This window comes from Mesorhizobium sp. WSM4821 (assembly GCF_055901555.1).
In genome coordinates this window covers 2,517,905-2,535,111 of sequence record NZ_CM148371.1, presented here as the reverse complement: position 1 = coordinate 2,535,111, position 17,207 = coordinate 2,517,905, and the positions used below count along the sequence as shown (strand labels likewise).

16 protein-coding genes and 3 pseudogenes are annotated in these 17,207 nt (G+C 61.4%); 8 read left to right on the top strand and 11 right to left on the bottom strand.

The features are described 5' to 3' along the window. The first annotated feature begins 371 nt into the window (after positions 1–371). A complete protein-coding gene (locus tag AC0NID_RS12145; RefSeq protein WP_473454663.1) occupies positions 372–527 on the top strand; it encodes a hypothetical protein in 156 nt (51 codons plus the stop codon). Positions 528–566: 39 nt separating this feature from the next. Here AC0NID_RS12145 and AC0NID_RS12140 read toward each other — a convergent pair whose 3' ends face one another. The 6 genes and pseudogenes from AC0NID_RS12140 to AC0NID_RS12115 all read right to left on the bottom strand — a co-directional run bounded on the left by AC0NID_RS12140 (position 567) and on the right by AC0NID_RS12115 (position 6,924). After that, positions 567–3,971, bottom strand: a complete 3,405-nt coding sequence (locus tag AC0NID_RS12140; RefSeq protein WP_473454664.1) for an acyl-[ACP]--phospholipid O-acyltransferase — start codon at positions 3,969–3,971, stop codon at positions 567–569. 96 nt (positions 3,972–4,067) lie between these two features. After that, positions 4,068–4,217, bottom strand: a complete 150-nt coding sequence (locus AC0NID_RS12135) for a hypothetical protein (protein WP_473454665.1) — start codon at positions 4,215–4,217, stop codon at positions 4,068–4,070. A 521-nt stretch (positions 4,218–4,738) separates the two neighbouring features. Next, positions 4,739–5,287, bottom strand: a pseudogene (gene scpB, locus AC0NID_RS12130) (SMC-Scp complex subunit ScpB); the annotation flags it as partial. A gap of 2 nt (positions 5,288–5,289) precedes the next feature. Then, positions 5,290–5,436: pseudogene (locus tag AC0NID_RS12125) on the bottom strand (DUF1403 family protein); the annotation flags it as partial. A 19-nt stretch (positions 5,437–5,455) separates the two neighbouring features. Continuing rightward, positions 5,456–5,674: pseudogene (locus tag AC0NID_RS12120) on the bottom strand (IS110 family transposase); the annotation flags it as partial. Between the two features lie 962 nt (positions 5,675–6,636). After that, a complete protein-coding gene (locus AC0NID_RS12115) occupies positions 6,637–6,924 on the bottom strand; it encodes an NAD-binding protein (RefSeq protein ID WP_473454666.1) in 288 nt (95 codons plus the stop codon). Between the two features lie 16 nt (positions 6,925–6,940). Between AC0NID_RS12115 and AC0NID_RS12110 the strand changes: the two genes are divergently transcribed. Next, a complete protein-coding gene (locus AC0NID_RS12110) occupies positions 6,941–7,600 on the top strand; it encodes a L,D-transpeptidase (protein ID WP_473454667.1) in 660 nt (219 codons plus the stop codon). Between the two features lie 10 nt (positions 7,601–7,610). After that, on the top strand, positions 7,611–8,123 hold the full coding sequence (locus tag AC0NID_RS12105) for an OmpA family protein (RefSeq protein ID WP_473454668.1): 513 nt from the start codon (positions 7,611–7,613) through the stop codon (positions 8,121–8,123). Between the two features lie 237 nt (positions 8,124–8,360). On the opposite strand, the gene AC0NID_RS12100 is transcribed toward AC0NID_RS12105, so the two are convergent. From AC0NID_RS12100 to AC0NID_RS12090, 3 genes are read right to left on the bottom strand one after another with little or no spacing between them, the layout of a single operon-like run. Further along, complete coding sequence (locus AC0NID_RS12100; RefSeq protein WP_473454669.1) at positions 8,361–8,501, bottom strand: hypothetical protein; 141 nt, start codon at positions 8,499–8,501, stop codon at positions 8,361–8,363. A gap of 60 nt (positions 8,502–8,561) precedes the next feature. Further along, complete coding sequence (locus AC0NID_RS12095; RefSeq protein WP_473454846.1) at positions 8,562–9,482, bottom strand: NAD(P)/FAD-dependent oxidoreductase; 921 nt, start codon at positions 9,480–9,482, stop codon at positions 8,562–8,564. After that, on the bottom strand, positions 9,403–9,705 hold the full coding sequence (locus tag AC0NID_RS12090; RefSeq protein ID WP_473562945.1) for a Rieske (2Fe-2S) protein: 303 nt from the start codon (positions 9,703–9,705) through the stop codon (positions 9,403–9,405). Before AC0NID_RS12090 ends, AC0NID_RS12095 begins: the two co-directional genes overlap by 80 nt. 603 nt (positions 9,706–10,308) lie before the next feature. Between AC0NID_RS12090 and AC0NID_RS12085 the strand changes: the two genes are divergently transcribed. Beyond that, positions 10,309–10,527, top strand: a complete 219-nt coding sequence (locus AC0NID_RS12085) for a hypothetical protein (protein WP_473454670.1) — start codon at positions 10,309–10,311, stop codon at positions 10,525–10,527. Positions 10,528–10,722: 195 nt separating this feature from the next. Then, positions 10,723–10,917, top strand: a complete 195-nt coding sequence (locus AC0NID_RS12080; RefSeq protein ID WP_473454671.1) for a hypothetical protein — start codon at positions 10,723–10,725, stop codon at positions 10,915–10,917. Between the two features lie 8 nt (positions 10,918–10,925). On the opposite strand, the gene AC0NID_RS12075 is transcribed toward AC0NID_RS12080, so the two are convergent. Then, the gene (locus AC0NID_RS12075) at positions 10,926–11,117 is read right to left on the bottom strand and encodes a hypothetical protein (protein ID WP_473454672.1); all 192 of its coding nucleotides are present in this window, start codon (positions 11,115–11,117) and stop codon (positions 10,926–10,928) included. Between the two features lie 772 nt (positions 11,118–11,889). Further along, positions 11,890–12,249, bottom strand: a complete 360-nt coding sequence (locus tag AC0NID_RS12070; RefSeq protein WP_473454673.1) for a winged helix-turn-helix transcriptional regulator — start codon at positions 12,247–12,249, stop codon at positions 11,890–11,892. Positions 12,250–12,410: 161 nt separating this feature from the next. Here AC0NID_RS12070 and AC0NID_RS12065 point away from each other — a divergent pair, with 161 nt between their 5' ends. The 3 genes from AC0NID_RS12065 (at position 12,411) to AC0NID_RS12055 (ending at position 17,124) form a co-directional block, all read left to right on the top strand. Further along, positions 12,411–13,385, top strand: a complete 975-nt coding sequence (locus tag AC0NID_RS12065) for an ArsR/SmtB family transcription factor (protein WP_473454674.1) — start codon at positions 12,411–12,413, stop codon at positions 13,383–13,385. Between the two features lie 137 nt (positions 13,386–13,522). Beyond that, positions 13,523–15,031 (top strand): arabinosylfuranosidase ArfA, encoded by a 1,509-nt coding sequence (gene arfA / locus AC0NID_RS12060; RefSeq protein ID WP_473454675.1) that lies wholly within the window; start codon positions 13,523–13,525, stop codon positions 15,029–15,031. 203 nt (positions 15,032–15,234) lie between these two features. Beyond that, positions 15,235–17,124: an ABC transporter substrate-binding protein gene (locus AC0NID_RS12055; RefSeq protein WP_473454676.1), complete on the top strand. Its 1,890-nt coding sequence runs from the start codon at positions 15,235–15,237 to the stop codon at positions 17,122–17,124. Positions 17,125–17,207: the final 83 nt, after the last annotated feature.

The following is a 17,207-nucleotide window of genomic DNA, read 5'->3' as shown; positions in this document are numbered from 1 at the left end:
ACCAAATGTAGTAGGAAGTCAGCATTGTCTTTATCTTCACTTGGCGCCCGGTCCGGGCCGGACACGACCGCGCCGGTCCGCTCGGCTGGCCGCGCAGATCGGGCAGGAATATTATTCGCAGACGACATCCGGCCGGAGTATCGCGGTTGACGGTCTCAATCTCGACGCGCTGCGCATGAGCGCGCTGGGGGGATTTGGCGCAAGGGCTGTTCTGGGGACCGGCCTGTTCGAGGCCGTCGATGCATTGGCAAGGTGCTGACAGGCGAAAGGTCAAAAACACAGTCGGCCCTGTTCCACCGCCCGCGCGACGAATCTCCCATCGCATCCGGCCGCACCTTCTATCGGATCTGGTTGAATCTCACGCGGTGCCGATGGCCGACTTGGCTGATCATGCGGGAAGTGCCGAAAACTGCTGCCGGCACTTTGCCGTCTCGTCGGAGCGGCGGCTGATCAATGTGCTGCGGGCCGGGATCGCCGGAGCCGCGCCAAAACCGGCGCGTCTTCCGGTTCAACTGGTGATCGTATAGACAGGCCGGCGTTTGCGCCGGCCTGTTGGCGTATCCGGATCAAGCTGCCTTGATCTTCATGTCCTCTCCGCTGCGCACCATCTTCGTCACGCCGGCGAAGTCGAGCTTGCCGGAGCCGAGGACCGGCACTTTGTGCACGACGCGCACTTCGGCCGGCACCATCAGGTCCATCGCGCCGTTCGCCTTGGCGAAAGCCAGAAATTCGGCGCGCGTGGCATTGGCTGCCTCAGTGATGAGGATCAGTTTTTCACCCTTGCGGGCATCCGCCACGGTGGCGACGGCCGATAGCGATCCCTTCCACAATTCGCCAGCCAGTGCCTCAACGGCAGCCAGCGAAATCATCTCGCCGCCGATCTTGGCGAAGCGCTTGGCACGGCCGCGAATGGTGATGAAGCCCGCCTCGTCGACGGTGACGACGTCGCCGGTGTCATGCCAGCCGTCTTCCAGCGGCTCGAGCACGCCTGGCTTCTCGGAGCGCAGATAGCCCGACATGACATTGGGACCGCGCACGTAAAGCCGTCCGCCATCATCGACGCCAGGCACCGGTTCCAGGCGGTACTCCATGCCGGGCATGATTTTGCCGACGCTGCCGGACCTGTTGTACATCGGCGTATTGATGGCGATCACAGGTGCTGCTTCGGTCACACCGTAGCCCTCCAGGATGCGCAGGCCGAATTTCTCCATGTAGGTCATGCGCGTCGCAGCCTTGACCGGCTCGGCGCCGGCAAAGCAGTAGCGCACCGAACGGAAGTCGTAAGGGTGTGCCGTGCGCGCATAGCCGCTGAGGAACGTATCGGTGCCGAAGATGATCGTCGCGTTCGATGCGTAAACAAGTTCCGGCACGATGCGGTAATGCAGCGGCGAGGGGTAGAAGTAGACCGGCACGCCCGAGATCAACGGCAGCACCGTGCCCGCCGTCATGCCGAAGGAATGGAAGATCGGCAGGATGTTGAAGACCTTGTCGCCCGGGTGGAAGTCGATGCGCGAGGCGGCCTGGGCGGCGTTGGCCAGGATGTTGCGGTGGGTGAGCACAACACCCTTGGGCGTGCCTTCGGAACCGGAGGTGAACAGGATCACCGCCGCATCGTCGGGCTTGCGGGCGACCCGCGGCGTGCTCTTGCGCAACAGGCCGAGCAGCTTGTCCTTGAGGCCGATACTGGCCCGCAGATCGTCGAGCCAGACGACGTCCACCGCGCGGGCAAGTTCCTCGACCACTGCGCCGAGCTTTGCCTGTTCGACAAAGGCGCGCGAGGTGAGCACGGTCCGCACATCTGCGGCCTCGCAGGCGCAGAGGATGTTCGCGGCTCCGGCGGTGAAGTTGATCATCGCCGGCACCTTGCCGGACGACATCACACCGAGCAGCGTCGCGCATGCGCCGTTGGCGTTGGGCAGCATGATGCCAAGCGTCTGCTGGCCGGCATAGAGGTGCTCAAACTTCTCGCCAAGCACGGCGGCAGCGGTGAGCAACTTGCCGTAGCTCAGCGAACCGCTGACCGGATCCTCCACAGCGAGTTGCTTCATGCCGCGTTCGTTGGCCGTCTGGATGATCTTTTCCAGCACCGTCTTGTCGATGTCCTGGGTGCGGAAGACGAGATCCGACATGACCTGATAAAGGGCAGCGCCCGCCGCGGCGCGACGCTTGCGGCCTTTCAGCTCCTGCGGCACTTCGAGCTTCACCGGCTCCAGAATGGTCACCTTGACCTTCGGAAACAGACGGCGGCGGACATGCTGCGACGTCAGCCGCGAGAAATAGCTCTTTTCCAGCCCTTCGATGCGCACCGGCACGACCATCGAGCCGGTCTTGTCGGCCACCATGGCGGCGCCGTCATAGACCTTCATCAGGCCTCCAGTGACGGTGATGCGGCCTTCAGGGAAGATGACCAGCGGATCGCCACCTTGCACGATCTTGATGAGCGTGCGGGTCGACATCGGCTTGGCCGGATTGAGCGGCAAGGCGCGGGCGAGCTTCAGGAACGGCTTCATCCACCAGGCCTGCGCGATGGTGTGGTCGATGGCGAAGACCGGCTCCTCATCGGTCAGCGTTAAGGCCAGTGGGCCATCGAGGAAGCTGACATGGTTGAGTGCCAGGATGGGTGCCGGACCAGCAGCCTTGAGGTTTTCCAGCCCCTCCACTTCCAGGTGATGGAAGGCGCGGAACAGGATCGAGACGAAATCGCGGAAAGGATTCGTCGGCAGGTATTTCAGCATCAGCCATGCGGCGACGGCATTGATCACGGCGAGGCCGAACAGCACGCCTGCAATGGAGATGCCGGCTGCCTGGATGGCGGCAACAACGCCGCCGCCGATGGTCATGAAGCCGGCGCTGACGACGTTCACCGCGGCGACGACACGGGCGCGACGATCTTCCGGCGCCCAGGCCTGCACCGCCGCAAAAGTCGGCACGACGAGGAAGGCGCCGGCAATCGCCAGGCCGGCCAGGTCGATGGCCACGCGGATGGTGTTCTGGCCGGCGAAGAAGGCGCTGAGCGTCTCCGTCTGGGTAGAGGCATCAAGGCCCCACACACTCCAGGCGAGATCCAGCCCGAACACGGCCATCAATGCCGTGCCGACCGGGGCGGGCAACAGCACCATCCGCCCCTGTGACATCCACGCGGCAATGGCTGAGCCGACGGCGACGGCGACGGCGAAGACGGCGAGATAGGCGGTCACGGCGATTTCGGTGCCGCCGAGCGAATCCTTGACCATGGGGGGCAGTATGGAAAGCACGATGGCTCCGACCAGCCAGAACCATGACGCCATCAGCGCCGCCCGCCAGATGCGCTGGTTCGTGCGCAACCCGCTGACCAGCCGCCAGGTGGAGCGCAGGATGTTCTTGTCCATCACCAGGCCTGGTGCCGCCGAGCCAGTGGCGGGAATGTAGCGGCTGACGAACCAGCAACCGATCGCCAGGATCATCATCATCGGACCGAACACCGCGAGGCCGATGCCGTCGGTCGAGACAACGCCACCGACGATCGTACCGCCGAGGATGGCGGCGAAGGTGGCCGACTCGATCCAGGCGTTGGCGCGGGGCAGTTCCTTGCGTTCGAGGTGATCCGGCAAGATACCATATTTGATCGGGCCAAAGAGCGCCGAAATCACACCGAACAGGAAAAGTGCCGTCAACAGTACCGGGATTGACGAGAGGGCGATGCCGATGACCGCCACCAAGGCGGCGCCGATCTCGACGAGCTTCAGGTTGCGCGCCACGGTAGCCTTGTCGAAGCGGTCAGCGATCTCTCCGCCAAGCGCGGACAGCAGCAGGAAGGGGGCCATGAAAATAGCCCCCGCCAGGGTAACCAATGACGCCGCCTTGTCCGCCGCCAACGTGAAGAGAATGAGGAACACCAGCGTGTTCTTCAGGAAATTGTCGTTGAAGGCAGACAGGAATTGTGTCCAGAAGAGAGGCGCGAAGCGCCGTGACATCATCAGATGGTTGTTCATGGCGACTTCCATTGGGCAAGACCATCGAGCAATTCCTGGCTGGATCGGTCAGCGGTTGTTTGCGCGGTTTGAGCCTCGTTGTAGGGGGAACAAGGATTACACTTCGTTACTGCCGCGGTTGATATCCATCAGCAGCTTTTCGGTCTTGGCGCCTTCCATCCGGTTGATGAAGCGGCTCGCTTCTTCGGCGTCGCGCAGCGTCTTGGCTATGGTGATGGAAGTATGCACGAGCATAATCGTGGCCATCGCATAGAACCCCCTTGGCGGCGAAGCTCGCCTCCATGAAGTTGATGCCGCCCGCCATCATCGAGGCGGCGATTGCGAAACTGGCCATGGTGAATGTTTTCCAGGCGCTGGAGTCCTTGGGAGCGTAACTGTTGGTGGTCATCGATATGGTCCTTTCGTTTCAGGGCTAGGTTGGGTCGGCGTTGGTTTGTTTCAGGCCGGATACAATTCAAGCCGGCTTTACGAGGCTCTTCGCCAGCCGTCCGGGCACGGCATCGGCACTGCTCCCGAGCGGCGCTCCGCAGCCGGCGGTCGCCAGTTCTCGCTCATCGCTGCCGGATCGCCCGATTGTTCCATCTCGGCCATGGCGGCTGCGGCGGCATCGATCTGCTTCTGGCGTGTGCGCAGACGCGACAGGGTTTCCTCGGCATCCTTGAGTGCCGACGGGCTGGAGCCGGGAGCGGTCTCGCGCAGGCGCTTTCGGAGGTACTAACGATCCGCTTGCGGCGATCGATCTCAGTGCCGAAGCTTTTCTGTGCATCTTCCGACACGGTGCGTTTCGTCGTGACGTATGTGTAAGGCGCGCCCGGCTGCGGACTGCGCGGCCCCGAGGCGATCAGCCCCTGCGCGCGCAGCACGCCGATCGGGTCACGCGACACTTCCTTGCCGAAGAAGGGAGACAACTCGCCGCGGGTGAATGGCTGAAAATTGGCAAAGCGCATCAGCACGAGCGCCTCAGACTGCGACAGCTCTTTCGATCCCTCGGCGCCTGCCCTGCGGCCGCGCCGAATGCACCGCGGATGACGTCGGAAAAGGCTCTTTTGGTCCGGTGCTGCCAGCCGCCGGCCACTGACGCCAGCTCGTAGAGGCGGCCGGCGAGCCCGGCGCGAATGTCCTCAATGATTAGGTCGAGATTGCAATTTCTTCCCACCACGAGGATTGCGTGTCACCGGTTCGTTGGCGGCAAAAATCGCCGCTTCGACACGGCCCATCCACTCGCTCCAGCGCAGTTCGGCCGGAAGGTGCTCGAGTTCGGTGTCGAGCAGAGCCGGCTGATCGTTTACCTTGCGGCGGGCAGACGCTTCGCTCATCGCTACAGCCCAAACATCCAAAACGTGGTGCGGCCCGACCCCTCGCGCACCACATCGAGTTCTTGCAGCCGTTCGAACAGGCGTCGCGCCGCAAAGCGCGACAGGTTTTTGTTCGTCAGCGAGCCCGGGACGGCGTCGGCATCGAACAGTTAGCGGCGGACATGAAGGTTTGGCATGGCGCGCGTCGATGCAGATCGCGGGCAGCCCCTCTGCCGTCAGCGAATGGTAGAACCACACCGACGGCCCCGTCTCGAACACGACCCGCCAGGCATACGCTGCGCGCTTGCGGATCAGCGCTGCGAGCAGTTGCGGGTCAGACACGCACTTGCCTCGCCAGATCCTCTTGCCGTCCTGCCGGATCGAACTTGCCGTCTCTTTCATGTTCATGGATACGTCGAGATCGATGCCTGGGCCCCGGTGTCCATCGTGAGCCCGTTCTTCATCCTAGCGGGGGACTCCGAACATCGCCGCCAAGCTTTGGTGGCCACCGCTCCCGCGACTACGTCATGTTCGTTCTCGCGCCCAAGTCGGGCGTTTCGGCGATATCCGAATTAGCCGGCGGACATTCCTCGACAGCCTTGGTCGTAGCGAAGAAGTGCCGGCGCAGTCCTCTGCCGGTGCCGCCTTAAGGAGTGGTCTGCGGACGTTGGAGAGAAACACTCTCGAAACAAAACGGCCGGACGACCCATCCGGCGGCCGTATTTTCGTTTTCCACCTTAAAGCTCGAAATGTCCGCACACGGGCGCGTGGCCGAACTATTGCGCTTCCACAGATTCCTTGCGGGCAGCTTCGGCGATCACGTCAACGACGACCTTTGGCTGAGTCATAAAGACCGCATGGCTTGCCGCGACCTCCGTGAATGTCGCGCCGATGCGCTTGCCGCGACCTCCGTGAATGTCGCGCCGATGCGCTTTGCTGATCGAAGGCCTTGCCACCGTTTGGCCTTTTCAAACGCTTTTTTGCAGGCGGCCATCGCCACTCCCGCGAGTCTCCGCTCCGGGATATCCACGTTTTCGTAGAATGCCAGCACCATGTCGAAGGAAACAGCAGGTCGGCGAGGAGTGCACTCCGGAGGCGTTAGCTATTCGGCTCATTCGCCAACCGCCGAGAGCGGTGGAGTTCCCGATTGCATGGGGCGGGTACAGCTCACCGCGAGCGGCAAATGCCAAGCAAACAGGCTCAGAGAAGGCCGGAGCTGCTTGGGGACGTGGGGTAAGAACGCCTGCGGACGGTCCTGAGCTCTTGCACATGCATATGGTGACGCGCCCGGACAATCACCGGGAGGTCGGGCAGTTTCCGTCTCAGCGCCGCAAGAACCGATTTGGCTGCCTCGGGGTCGTCCAGAGTGATCACCAGGGCTTTGCGCTGTCAATTTTCGCGGCGGCCACCATCCCCTCCTGCGAAGCGTTGTCGAAAAGATCGGTAGACGTTCTTTTCCGGGACCGCTCTACATTTTTGGCGTCGAGGTCGACTGCAACCCACCTGTATCCACGCTCGTCGAGCAATCTGCCGATCACTTGGCCGACCCGCCCGAACCCGGCAATGACGAAATCCGGACACGGCAGACTGAAGCAACGCAGCATTTTCCACTTTAAGGCGAAGTAATTCTCATCTATGGTCCGCCAGGCTTTTGGCATGGGGGGAATATTGCCGATGGTTTTATCACGCAGGGGTGTCGTGCTCGGCGGCCTGGCGCTGGTCTCGGTGGGTGCAACCAGCAATATTGCTCAAGCCGCGGCAGCAAAATCCTTTTTCGCCGGTACCGCCAGCGACAACAATTTTGTCTATCGCAAGACCAACTTCGCCAAGATCGACAAGAGATGGCATCGCCAGATCGTCAAGTATTTCAGCAGCGAGCCGGTCGGCACCGTCGTGGTCGATACCCGCCACCATTTCCTCTACGTCATTATGGAAAACAAGACCGCCATCCGCTACGGCGTCGGCGTCGGCAAGGAGGGCTTCAAATGGTACGGCCGCGCGACGATCGACCGCCGGGCGCTGTGGCCGCAATGGGTCCCGCCCCCCGAAATGCGTAAGCGCAAGCCGGACCTACCGCACATGGTCGCAGGCGGCGCGTCCAACAATCCGCTCGGGCCGCGCGCGCTCTATCTGCACCGCAACGGCGCCGACACCGGCTACCGCCTGCATGGCACGCTGGAGCCATGGAGCATCGGCACCGACGCTTCCAGCGGCTGCATCCGCATGTTCCCGGAAGACATCATCGACCTCTACCAGCGCTGCCCGATCGGCACCGCAGTGCAGGTCCTGCCGCACATCGCCGACCAGGCGCCCGCTTCCACCACTGTCGAATGATTGGCGCCTCATGAACAGCATCATTGAAAACACGCGCCGGCTGCTCGCCGCCGGCCTGCTGGTGCTGGCCGCATCCTGCTCGACCAGCAACACGCTGGCCCCTTCCACGCCCGACATCACCAACACCGAGGTTGCCGGCTTTCAGAACGTGCAGCCGGGCAGCGAGGAGGATTTTATCCTCAATGTCGGACGCCGCACCTATTTCACGCACGGTTCGGCCGCGCTCGATTCAGTCGCCAAGGCCACCCTCGACACCCAGATCGCCTGGTTAGCAAAGCATCCGCGCTGGCTGCTCAAGCTGCAGGGTTTCGCTGACGATCCCGGCGCAAGTGAAGCGGCGCTGTCGCAGCAGCGCGCCCATGCGGTGATGGACTACCTCGCCGCCGGCGGCATAGACCGCAACCGCATGTGGGCCAAGGGCTACGGCAAGGACAGGCTCGTCCGCGACTGCCCCGACACCGCCTGCAGGTCGCAGAACCGCCGCGTTGTGTCTAATTTGCGAGATGAGAGGGACGAGCCGTAGGGGGGCTGCTGTTCTGCTTGTGACCCGAAGCAGAGTCTCACACGCGACGGCGGCATCGCTGCTTCGCTGAAGGGTTCGGATGCCCCTTTGAATAATGCTGGTCGGGCGCAACCGTGCGCAAAGTGACGCTAAGTTCCCGCTGCACGGTAGACATAGTCGAACTCCTCGTCACAATGGCATTCCGCTCTGCCATTTCTGATTGCGATCTTCTCGGATCGGAGTGCCGGAGCGCGATTGCTAGGTCGCCACCTGGCGTTCCATTTCCAGCTCGGCCTCCAGGCTCTCGATGTCGCGGAAAATCGAAGCGACAGCCAGCGTCCGCCCTTGGTGCTTGAAGCGGAGCAGGCAATCCTTGGCGATGATGTCTCCATCGACCACAATCTCGTCCCATTACCCGGCATGGCCGACATAATTGATGGGAACATCGTAATGCTGGCTTCAAAAGAACGGCACGGCGACGAATTTTTCGCGATGGCCGAGCATGTTGAGGGCTGCAGTCTGCCCCTGCCTTTCTGCAACCACCCAATGCTCGATCCGAATGTTCTCGCCACTGTGAGGATCTGGCCACCGCGCAATGTCACCGGCCGCGAAGATCCCTGGTGCGCTCGTCTCCAGAAACGCGTTCACGACAACCCCGTTGCCAACGGTCAGCCCTGCTGTTTCGGCGAGCCGGGTCCGCGGTCGCACGCCGATGCCGGCGACGACGAAATCCGCCGCCAACGTATCGCCACTGCTGAGTTTCTCTGCCGTCGATGCTGCTCGCGGTGTCTTCGAGATGGAACACGACACCATTCTCCTCATGGAGGGTGCGGATGTGAAGTCGCCCATTTGCGGACCCAGGACCCGCTCCATGGGCCGTCTGTCCAGCGCCACCACGTGAACTTCGGTATCTCGCGAGCGCAGGGCCGCTGCAACTTCCAGACCAATGAAACTGGCACCAAGCACGACGGCGCGGCGCGCATCTTTGGCTCGCTTGATGATGGCCTTGCAATCTGCGAACGAGCGCAGCGTGTGAACATGTGGTTGGTCGGCGCCGGGAATGGTCAGGCGAACCGGTTCGGCTCCGGTCGCAAGGAGTAGCCTGTCGTAAGGAGTCCTTGCCCCGTCCGCGAGTAGAACTTCGCCAGAACGTGCATCGATGCTGGCGACGTTTGCATTGAGGCTCAGGTCGATATCGTTCTTTGAGTAGAAGCTTTCTCTACGCAGCGGAATCCAATCCTCCAGTGCTTTGCCGGCGAGGTAGTCCTTGGAAAGATTGGGCCGATCGACGGGCGGCGCTTCATCGTCGCTGAACATGACAATGCTGCCTTGATAATGTTCGCGTCGCAGTTTTTCGGACGCCGCGAAACCGGCCGCCACCAACAATGACGATCTTCTCGGGACCCTGGCCGGAGCCTCCATCGCGCTGCTTCGGTGACGTCGGTTTGCGCTTCTCTCCTACGAATATCCGATCATCGCGTTGTTCCACCGACCAGCAAGCGAGTGAATTAAAAGCAGGGGCGCACAAGGCTTCGCCTGTACGCAGAACAAAGCACGCGTGATGCCAGGGCCAGGGACACCGGACGGTGTCTTCCACCACCAGGCCGTCGACGAGCGGCCCGCCATAATGTGTGCATATCGCCCCGATGGCGAAGACCTCGGCCCCACCAGCAGCACCTGCTCATCGCTGCAATGGCCGACTAGCTTTCCACCGTCGGGAAGGTCGGAGAACGCGATGCCCTCGGCCAGGTCCGGGCCGCTTGGTTTGAAATGACCTTCAGCCATTTGCTTCTCCGTGCCGCGAACAGCGCGCCGAGGCCAACAATAATCTGAGCATAGTGTCTCCTTCGGCTCAGTAACCCGACGGACGGCGGTTTGTTCCAAGGTACGGGAACCGCAATGAACAGTTCCAGTTGCCTCTGATCGATTGGCGAGGAGACGCAGAGATGGCCCGAAAAAATCGACCGATACGAGCCGGGTTAAGAAGGGTGCAGATCTTGAAGTTGAGCACCTGACGGAGGTTACAGACGTAGCGCCGAAACAGGCGCGAACACTGCTTCGCAAGCACGGCGCCGACTGGCAGAAATTGAAGGACGAAGCTGAAGATTTGAAGGAAGACTGACCAGGTATCAGATCTTCGGGGCCCTTCCGCTACCCGAACCAGCGACATCACGGAACGAACCGGTCCGCCACGAGTTAGAATTCCATGGACACAATGGAACCCCACGGCCACGGGATGGCGGCCGATATTTTGACGTCGGAAGTTGCCAATGCCAGGCAGCGCATCAAGCGGAGCGAGATCGCGCTCGAACGCACAGAAAGAATGCTTGCCGAAAATCTCGCGTTGCGCCGTAGGATACAAACCGCGGTCGAGGCAGTAGACCGCTTGGCGAAGATCAATCCCCCCAGCAATCGCGCGGGTTGAACTTGGCCGGCGCCTCATTCGTCGACCTTAGGGAAAGCGACGCCAATACTCCCGCTCGAACGCGCCGGCCACGAGGTCGCCAGTGCTCGACCGCAACTCCGCATGAACGGCCGCATGCTCGCCAGCGTAAGGTAGGACATCGGAACTAAAGGCGGCTCCGCGAATTCTACTGCAATATAACCGGAATCGTCGCCGATGAGGCTCGCAACCCTCCACTTGGAAACTGCGGAATTCGGGGACGTTTATCGTGCCGCAAGGCTTGTGCTGCTGAAGCAGCAAATCATCCGTCACATCAAGCGCACGGACGCTTCGGCGCAGAAAGTCGAGCAAGCGCTGGCCATGTTGGCTGAAGCCAACGCGCTCACGGACCGGCTAGCGCGGCGTCAGTAGAGCCAGGCTCATGCCCGCCTCCGCTTCAACCGAAGCTCGGTCTCGTCGGCCCGCTTGTTCAGTTCGGCGATATGCTCGCGGCGACGCTCGGCCTTTTCCTCAAGGCGGTCGAGGATCGAGGCCATGATTTCTTCAAGCCGCTCGGGCTGGAGCAGCCGGTTTTCGATATGATCGCAGACGATGGCGTCAAGTTTCGGCATCGGGATCGAGCGGTCGGAGCAGCCGGTCTGGCCCTGCCGCGCTTTGATCGAGCAGACATAGTAACGATTAGCATCCGCCCTTGCCTGTGTGGATGGTCATGGCCCCGCCGCACTTCTCGCAATGGCGGATGACCGTCAGGAAGGTCGGCCCGCTGACGACGCACGGCGGCGTGACCTTCGGATTGCGGACCCGCAAATGCGCCAGGGCGGTGTTTCTCGATCGATGCGACTCATAAGGACCAACAGGACATGCAGGAGCCCTTCGCCACGAGCGATCAGTTGACGATTGCCGCTATCGAGCCGGAGACCGAGCTCGTGACATCATATTGGCTAGCAGCGCCGGACAATGCCCCCTTGCGAAACCGATCGCCGGTCAGTTCCTTCCGATCGCTGTCGCAATGGCCCGGCAGCACCGGGGCGGTGCTGGGCCGTTCTCTCCTCTTTCCTTTAGAGAGGTGGCGCAGTCACCGCGGCTCATGGCATCGCTGGCGCGTGGGAGGCCCTCGCTTAACGACAACCCGCCGTGACACGGTCGCCGTTTACTACTCCCTTTGTAATCGCCTGAACTATCAGGTGATGAATACTCCCTCGCTGACGCAGACGTCCTCAACGATCCCACATCCTAGGCGGGAAACGTCGCCACTGGGCTCCACGCGTAGATTTCGCTTGCCCGGGCGAGATACCGACATACCGTTCGCATCGCTCGGCGGCTCACGATCTCGTGGGATCTACGCCTGCGGCAAGCGCGGCGAGCAAGGCGGAAAGGTCACGCTCATATGCCGCGCGGAATGAGGCCGGAGAAGCCGTCTTTGTATCTTTGGTTGCCCCCCAGTAGGCCATCTCCAAGCACGGGCAGCAATCTCTTTCCAGCGTCCGTCGGTGTGTAGTGAAGTTGTCGAGCGTCGGTCGCTACCTTGTGCCGGCTGATCAAGCCCGACCGCTCGAGGCGTGCGAGGCGATCAGCTAGGATGTTGCTGGAGATCGCCTCCTCAGAAGCCTGGAACTCCCCGAACGTCCGTTTTCCGACGAGCAATATGTCGCGCAGAATGAGAATGCTCCATCTGTCTCCGAATATCTCCAGCCCGAAATTGATCGGGCACCCTGAACGCGGTGTGTCGGGCGTCTTGACCATTTAGCGCCAATGTCCAGCGCAATCAGAGGTCGACTGACGCCGAAGCAGGCATACCTCTCCTCTACGCGCCGCCGTTTGATCAATCGCTTGAAGCATCAGACAATTCTGGTATGCATCCGAAATTCTGATACAGTCGCGTTGTAACGCGCTTTGGATGCGCCATGGACCTTCCGCTCAAGAACAACCGCAACTTCCTGACGATCAATGCCGAGGATGGGCTGGAGGTGCTGAAGGGTCTTTCCTCCCCCGTACGGATCAGCATCCTCAAGCTTCTGCATTTGCGCGGACCGCTCAACGTCAACGAGATCAGCGATGCGCTGTCCCTGCCACAGTCGACAGTCGCGACAAATGTTCAGGTGCTGGAAAGCTGCGGCTTGATCCGCACTGAAACGGTGAAGGCGACCAAAGGCCAGCAAAAGATTTGCGCGGCGCGTTTCGACGAGATCGTGGTGCGCTTCGACGACTACGACCTCAAGACGAGGTCGAACGTGATCGAGCTCTCCATGCCGCTCGGCCTCTACACGAATTGCAACGTGTCGCCACCCTGCGGCCTCTGCTCGAGCGAGGCCGTCATCGGTCTTCTCGACGTGCCCGATTTCTTTCTTGACCCGGATCGGATGAAAGCGGGACTGATCTGGTTTGAGCGCGGCCATGTCGAGTACAAGTTTCCGAACAATGCGAAAATCCTGCAGGCAGAGATCGAGGCACTCGAGTTCAGCATGGAACTCTCGTCGGAAGTGCCCGGCACCAACGCCAACTGGCCTTCCGACGTCAGCGTCTGGGTGAACGACGTGCTGGTCGGCACCTGGACTTCGCCCGGCGATTTCGGCGACAAGCGCGGCATCTACACGCCGCGCTGGTGGAAGCTCGAGGGATCGCAATACGGCCACCTGAAGACGTGGAAGATTACCGACGACGGGACTTATCTCGACGGCGAAAGAACTTCGGATGTGACTCTCGACCAGCTTCACCTGGCCGAGCATCATTCTATTCGATTGAGGGTCGGCATCGACGAGCACGCCGAGCATCCGGGGGGCCTGAACATCTTCGGCAAGGGTTTTGGCAATCACGATCAGGACATCATCCTGCGCCTGCATATTCGGCGGGAAACCGAGCGCGGCAGCGCCCCCGCCTGAACTGGCGCAACGGCGCCGACCGCTCGATTCTGCACTTGTCCTCCACACCAGATAAGACGGGTTGACTCACCCACCTTATTCAGGATCAGATATTATGGATACATATCCAACTAATTGATATAGTCAGGGAAAACGCTATGAAGGCGAAGGCAGTCGTCCACAAGGATTTTCGCATCGGCCGGATCGACGACCGCGTCTACGGTGCGTTTCTGGAGCATCTCGGGCGGGCGATCTACACTGGCATCTACGAGCCCGGCCATCCGTCAGCCGACGAACACGGGTTCCGCCGCGACGTCATCGAGATGGTGCGCGAGCTGAACGTTCCCGTCACGCGCTACCCCGGCGGTAACTTCGTCTCCGCCTATAATTGGGAGGACGGGATTGGGCCTAAGGAGAGCCGCCCCGTCACGCTCGACTATGCCTGGCGAACGAAGGAAACCAACGAGGTCGGAATCGACGAGTTCGCGGCCTGGTGCGAGGCGGCCGGCACGGAGCTGATGTTGGCTGTCAATCTCGGCTCACGCGGTCTCGATGAGGCGCGCGGGCTGCTTGAATACTGCAACCATCCCGGCGGCAGCCGCTGGAGCGACCTTCGCATCAAGAATGGCCGGCGCGAACCGTACGACGTGCGCCTATGGTGCCTTGGCAATGAGATGGATGGGCCGTGGCAGGTCGGGCACAAGACAGCCTACGAATACGGCCGCATCGCCAACGAGACAGCGAAGGCGATGAAGGCGTTCGACCCGACGTTGCAGCTCGTCGCCTGCGGTAGCTCGCACTCGTTCATGCCATCCTATCCGCAATGGGAGGCCGACGTGCTAGACGAGTGCTACGACAACGTCGACTACCTGTCGCTGCACATGTATTTCGAGAATTACGAGGACGATTACCTCAATTTCCTCGCCAAGCCGGTGATCCTCGACCGCTATATCCAAACCGTGAGCGGCGTGATCGACTACGTTAAAGCCAAGAAGCGGTCGACGAAGGACATCTACATCTCCTTCGATGAATGGAACGTCTGGTACCACTCGCGCCGCCAGGACCACGACAATTTCAAGAGCTGGGATTGGCCGGAAGCGCCGGCGCTGCTCGAGGAGGTTTATAATTTCGAGGACGTGCTCGTCGTCGGCTGCATTCTCAACACCTTCATCCGCCGCGCCGACCGTGTGCGGATCGCCTGCATCGCGCAGCTCGTCAACGCCATCGCCCCGATCACCACCGAACGTGGCGGGCGCGCTTTCCGGCAGACGATCTACTATCCCTACCTGCTCGCCTCGCGTCACGGGCGCGGCGAAAGCCTGGTCGTAGCGGTCGACGTCCCGCGTTACGACGCCAAGGCCGCCGCCGACGTGCCCTATATCGACGTCGCCGCGGTGCGTGACCACGCGGGCAGCACGATCTCGCTGTTCGTCATTAACAAGCATCAGGACGAGGAAGCCGAACTCACGGTTGACCTTGCCGGTTTTCTCTCGGCACGGCTGATCGAGCATGTCGTCATCCACCATCCGGACCTGAAGGCGGTGAACTCCGCCGACGCGCCGGACCTGGTGAAGCCGCAACTGCAGAATGGCTCCGTGGTCGAGGAGGGCCGCCTTCTTTGCCGCCTCAAACCGCGCTCCTACAATCTCATCCGACTGTCGGTTTGATTTTCCGTCGTCATGAGCTTTGCCTTCTGCGCATCGCACGGCCGCAACCTGGAGAAGCAATAATCTGGAACCAGCATAATTCATATCAGATGTTGCGATATGTATCAGATTCTATTGACCCGGTTTTGTCCCCGGGTTAGCTTCCTTCCCAACGACAACAAGCCATCGCATCACCGATGCGACCGGCACAGGGAGGAATGACGATGCGCATCATGCGAGTCTTGGCGTTCTTCGCGAGCGCGTGGTTGGTGGCACAGTCCGCTCTTGCTCAAGGAATCTCGAACCTTCCGCGCGAAGAGACCATCATCATCGAGAACCCGCAGGGCACGATCACCAACCCGCCCTGGTTCAACATCTGGATGGTCGCGCGCGGCGGCAACTCCACCGGCCTGCAGCAACTCGGCATGGATACGCTCTGGTATATCGACCCCGATGCCGGGATCGACGGCGTCTGGGACAACTCGCTTGCCGCCGACAAGCCGCAATACAATGCCGACTTCACCGAGATGACGGTCAAGCTCCGGGACGGCATCTTCTGGAGCGACGGCGTGGAGTTCACCGCCGACGATGTCGTCTTCACGGTGGAGACGCAGATCAAGAATCCCAGCATGATCTGGGGGCCTGTCTTCGCAGCCAGCGTCGACTCGGTGACGGCGCCGGACAAGCGCACCGTAATGTTCAAGCTTAAGCGGCCGAATTCGCGCTTCCATGCCACCTTCACGGTGCGCTGGAACGCAGCCTGGATCATGCCGAAGCATGTTTTCGAGAAGGTGGAAGATCCGACCAAGTTCGATTTCAACCCGCCGGTCACGATCGGTCCTTACAAGCTTCACAGCTTCGACCCGAACGGCAAGTGGTACATCTGGGAGAAGCGCGAGGACTGGCAGCGCACGTCGCTCGCCCGCCACGGGGAGCCGGGCCCGAAATATGCCGCCTACATTGATCCGGGCCCGCCCGACAAGCGCGTCATCCTGCAACTCAACCACCAGCTCGATATCATCCACGACACTTCGCCCGAGGGCGTGTTCACGCTGGTCAAGCAGTCGCCGACCTCCCAAGGCTGGTTCAAGGGCTTTCCCTATGCCCATCCGGACCCGACCTTGCCGGCTGTGCTCTTCAACCATCAGGTGAAGCCGTTCGACAATCCCGACGTGCGCTGGGCGCTCGCGCTGCTGATCGACATCAAGGCAGTCTCGATGGCTTCCTATCGCGGCGCCGCGACGATCTCGGCCATCGGTGTCCCGCCAACCGGGCTCTATGGCAAATACTATTTCGACCCGATGGAGGACTGGCTCAAGAATTTCGAGATCGATACCGGCAAGAGCAAATACAAACCTTACGACCCGACCGTCGGCCAGCAGATCGCCCAAATGCTGCGGCCGTCGATGGGCGAGCAGATCCCGACCGATCCCAAAGAGATCGCTAATGCCATTGGCCGCGGCTGGTGGAAACCGAATCCCGAGGCGGCCACCCAGCTTCTGGAGCGCGCCGGCTTCACCAAGCAGGGTGATCAATGGCTGAAGCCGGACGGAACGCCCTTCTCGATCACGCTTCTGGTGGAAGGCGACCAGCGGCCGGTCATGACGCGCGCCGGCACCATGATCGTGCAGCAATGGCGCCAGTTCGGCATCGCCGCCAAGACGCAGGCCTATCCATCGGACTTCTTCCCGCGCGTCGAATCGGGTGACTTCGAGGCTGCAATCGGCTGGAGTGTGGAGACCTGGGGTGGCCATCCCGACCTGTCATTCTTCCTCGACAGCTGGCATTCGGAATTCCTGAAGCCGAGAGGCGAGCGCCAGCCGCCGCGCAACCGCCAGCGCTGGACGCATCCGGAGCTGGACAAGATCATCGAGAAGATCCGCACGATCGACTTCGACGATCCGAAGGTACAGGAGCTCGGCCAGGAATATATCAAGCTCGCGGTCCGGGAGATGCCTATCATCCCGCTGATGTCGTACAACGTGTTCACCATGATGGATACGACCTACTGGACGGGATACCCAAGCGCGGATGATCCCTACACCAACCCGGTCTCGAACTGGGCAAACACCAAATACATGTTCGTCAGACTGAAGCCCGCCAAGGCCCAGTAGCGGCGAACAGGCGAGCGAGGCGGCGCTCCCCCGCCTCGCTCCCAACCAGGTGCGAACGAAATGATGCAAGCCGCGGCACGGTC